2 protein-coding genes and 1 pseudogene are annotated in these 4,046 nt (G+C 73.1%); all 3 read left to right on the plus strand.

The features are described from left to right. Positions 1-877, plus strand: an 877-nt coding sequence (locus tag AC5LSR_RS09545) for an ATP-binding protein (protein WP_493468363.1), incomplete at its 5' end; no start/stop codon positions are given. A gap of 16 nt (positions 878-893) precedes the next feature. Next, positions 894-1,208, plus strand: coding sequence for a hypothetical protein (locus AC5LSR_RS09550; protein WP_493464726.1), 315 nt, complete (start codon positions 894-896; stop codon positions 1,206-1,208). Positions 1,209-1,236: 28 nt separating this feature from the next. Continuing rightward, positions 1,237-4,046, plus strand: a pseudogene (locus AC5LSR_RS09555) (hypothetical protein); the annotation flags it as partial.

A 4,046-nucleotide genomic window follows, 5' to 3' on the forward strand; every position in this document is an offset into this window, starting at 1 on the left:
CTGGGAAGAGGCCGTCTGGGAGGAGGCGCGGGCCTACGCCGGCGGCGCGCTGGACGGACTCGCCCGCAAGCTGCCGGCTCGGGCGTCCTGGGCGGACATCGTGCTCCCCGCCGTCGCGCTCGGCCAGCTCACCGACATCGCGGCGCAGGTCGCCCACCGGGCCCGGGTCTACGACGACTGGGGCATGGGCCGTCGGCTTGCCCGGGGCGGTGGCATAACCGCGCTGTTCTGCGGGCCGAGCGGTACCGGCAAGACACTCGCCGCCGAGGTGATCGCCGCCGAGCTGCGGCTCGACCTGTACCGGGTGGACCTGGCGGGCCTTGTCAGCAAGTACATCGGCGAGACCGAGAAGAACCTGGCACGGGTGTTCGACGGGGCGCGCCGGGCGGGCGCGGTGCTGCTGTTCGACGAGGCGGACGCGCTGTTCGGGCGCCGGTCGGAGATCCGTGACAGCCACGACCGGTACGCCAACATCGAGGTCGACTACCTCCTGCAACAGATGGAGGACTTCACCGGGCTCGCGATCCTCACCACCAACATGCGCGGCGCGATCGACCGGGCGTTCCTGCGCCGGCTGCGCTTCCTCGTCGACTTCCCGTTCCCGGACGCCGCCGCCCGCCGTGACATCTGGCGGCGGGCGTTCCCGCCCTCGGTGCCCGTCGCCGACGATCTGGACCTCCCCGCGCTGGCCAGGCTGGAGATCTCCGGGGGCAACATCGCGACCATCGCGGTGAACGCGTGCTTCCTGGCCGCGGGCGCGAACGGCGCGGTCGGCATGGAACACGTGATGCGCGCGGCGATCCGCGAGTACGCCAAGACCGACCGCGAGCCGACCCCGGCCGAGTTCGGCCCCTACCTCAGGCTGGCCCAGCCATGAGCAGGCTGGCCCGGCCATGAGCGCTCCGGGCCCGGCGGCGGCCGTCGACGTCGAGATCGGCCGGATCGTGCTGTCCGGCGTCAGCATGGACGCCGCCCGCGCCGACCGGCTCCGTCAGATGATCAGCGAGGAACTGGTCCGCGCGCTGGCCGGCGCGCCGGACGGCGCGGTGCCGGGCCGCGCCGCGCCGGCCCCGGCGCGCCGGCCCGGCGGTGTGGACGGCGACGTCGGCGGCGGGGCGGACACCGACAGGTGGATCGCGGCGACGGTCGCGCGGCGCATCGCCGAGAGCGTCCGGCGCGCCACCGCGGCGGGTGACGGCCGTGGCTAGCGCGGTCCAGGTGACGGAGCCGGCGGCGGTGCCGCGCCCGACGCCACCGCCGCGGCATGTCGACGCCGCGCCCACCGGCCCGGGGGCGGCCGTCGAGGCGGTCGGCGCCAGCCTCTGGGCCGGTAAGGCCGGGCAGCGTGAGCCGGTGGTGACCACCCGGGCGGACGCCGCGGCGGCCGTGGCCGGTCCCGCCCCGGCCGTCCCGGGCGGGAGCAACCAGGCCGTTCAGCGCCAGCTCCGCGCGGCCACCGGTTCCGGCGGCCCCGGTCCCGGCCCCGCCGGAACCGCCGGCTCCGGTGGCCCCGGCGTCGGCGGTGTCAGCACGGCGCCGGCCGGAGCCTCGGCCGAGGTGCCGGCCGCGATGCCCGCCGAGGAGGTGTCGCTGGCCGGGACCGGCACGTTCACCCCGCCCGCCCCGGTGGCCGCCTACCTCGAGGCGCGGGGACGGCAGGGCGGTCCCGTCAACGTCCGGTTCGGCTCGCTGGCCGCCGGCGTCCTGACCATGCGGCGCCGCGGGGACGCCTATGAGACGGCCGGTAACCAGGCCCAGGCGATCGCGCTGACCCATCCGTTCCTGCTGCCGGTCCGGTCGGCCGGCGTGGAGCCGATGCTCGTGGTGGCGGTCGCCGGCTCCACGGTGACGGGCTACGCCTCGCTGGCCGTCGGTGGGAAGGTGCTGCCCCGGCCGTCGTCGGTCACCAGCTGGATCGAGGAGAACGCGGGCGCGCTCGGCTGGGTGGGGCTGGACCGGCTGAAGCTGCCGAACCCGACGAACGAGCTCGCGGACGGCACGCTGACCCTGGCCGTGCCGGAGGTCTCCTTCGCCCTCGGCGGCTTTCTCAGCGGCCGCGGGACGCTCGGCCTGACCAACGAGACCGTCACGTTCGACGCGTCGGCCGACGTGCAGATCGGCGGGCTCGCCTCGGTGCAGGCGGAGATCACCCGGGATCCGGCCGGCGTGCTGTCGGGCCGGGCCGAGATCCCGGTGCGGCTCGCCAGGTTCTCCGGCAACGCGCTGTTCGTGTTCGCCGGTGGTGTCGTCGACATCACCGGGAAGGTCCGCTACGACACGGAGAAGCTCAGCGGCGAGGTGACGCTGCTCGTCACCGACGCGGCGGCCGCCCGGGACGTCGCCCGCCAGCAGCTCGGCCCGGACGCGCTGGTCGCGAGCGCACAGGAGGCGGGTACGGCCGGCCCTGCCGGTCCCGGCGCGGCCCCCGCGCCCGCCGCGGCGCCGGCGCCGGAGCCGGCTGCGACGGCACCGAAGGCGCGGCCGGGGCCGCGGGCGCTGGCGGGCTGGGGGACGCTGGACTTCCGGTTCTCCGACTGGCTGACCGGCAAGGCCCGGGTCATCGTCGACGGCGCCGGGCACGTCACGGTGGACGGCGAGATCGCCCCGCCGGCTCAGGTGGAGCTGTTCGCCCAGCGGGACTACATCCGCCGGGTCTTCACGCTGGAGGCCCGCGCCCTGTACGGCGTGCCGCTGGTCGGGAACGTGTTCGTGTTCGCGAACGTCGGGCTGGACGCGATGGCGAAACTCGGCCCCGGCGTGCTGCGGGACATCAGGGTTCTCGGCCGCTACTCCACCGATCCCGCCGTGCTCAACGCGTTCAGCGTGGCGGGCACGCTGAACATCTCCGCGTTCGCCGGGCTGCGGCTGCGGGCCGAGGGCGGCGCCGGGGTGGAACTGCTCGGCCACGACATCAAGGCCGGCGTCGGCATCAACGCGCTCGCCGGAATCCGGGGATACGTGGAGGCGACCCCGACCATCGGCTACCGGGAGAAGGCCGACCCGGTAGCCGGCAAGAGCGGCGAGTTCTTCCTGCACGGCCACCTGGAGCTGGCCGCGCAGCCGTTCCTCGCCCTCGGCGGCGACCTGTTCGTCGAGCTGGACAGCCCGTGGTGGTCACCGGCACCGGACAAGAAGTGGACGTGGCCGATCGGCCAGCTCGAGTACCCGCTGCCGGGCGAGTTCGGCATCGGGGCGGACGTCGACTACGTCATCGGCTCGGACCGGTTCCCCGAGATCACGTTCACGCCGGTGGAGTTCTCGGCCGACAAGTTCATGACCGACCTGATGAACGACCACGTCCCGAAGAAGGCGTCCGATGACGCGGACAAGAAGGGGAAATGGTCCGACGGCGCCCCGCCCGGCGGCACGGACGCCGACCCGAAACACGTGGAGGCTCCCGGCGGGAAGCCGGCCGGCGGGAAACCCGCCACCGGCAAGCAGGACCCGGCGGCCGACGGCACGCCGCCGCGGCCCGAGAACGAGCAGCGCTGGCAGGCCGCGATGGACGCGATCGGCAAGGTCGTCGTCGAGTCCGAGCAGAACCCGCTGGACGACGACGGCATGCGCGACACACTCGCGGAACTCCGCGGGGAACACCGGTTCAAGGTGCTCACGGCGATGCCCGCCGGCGACGAGTGGGACATCGTCGCCGAAATGAACCCGACCAAGGCGAAGCCGGCGACGAATAAGAAGAAGCCCGGCACGACGAAGGGTAAGGGCGGCGGTCAGAAGACGAAGCGTTACGTACCCGGGCCGGCGCCCGAGGGAGAAGGCAATGAAACGGGCGACGTGGAGAAAAATGCCATCGGGATGTACTGGTACAAGGATCCTGACATTTACAAGGACATCGAGCTGCCGAGGTCTCTTGGTCAGCAGAAGTTCAGCCCGCGTGGAAAGGAAACGCTTCACGACAGCGATCTCCCCAAGGGCGGACTTGCCCGTGGCGAGGTTGTCCTCGGGGTCGGCGAAATACTGGATAAGATCAAGAAAGGCTGGACTGTCGAGCGGGTGAAGAAGGGGGAGGGTCGTACCCGGCAGAAACAGTA

The sequence above is a fragment of the Protofrankia sp. CiP1_Cm_nod4 genome (assembly GCF_982290645.1).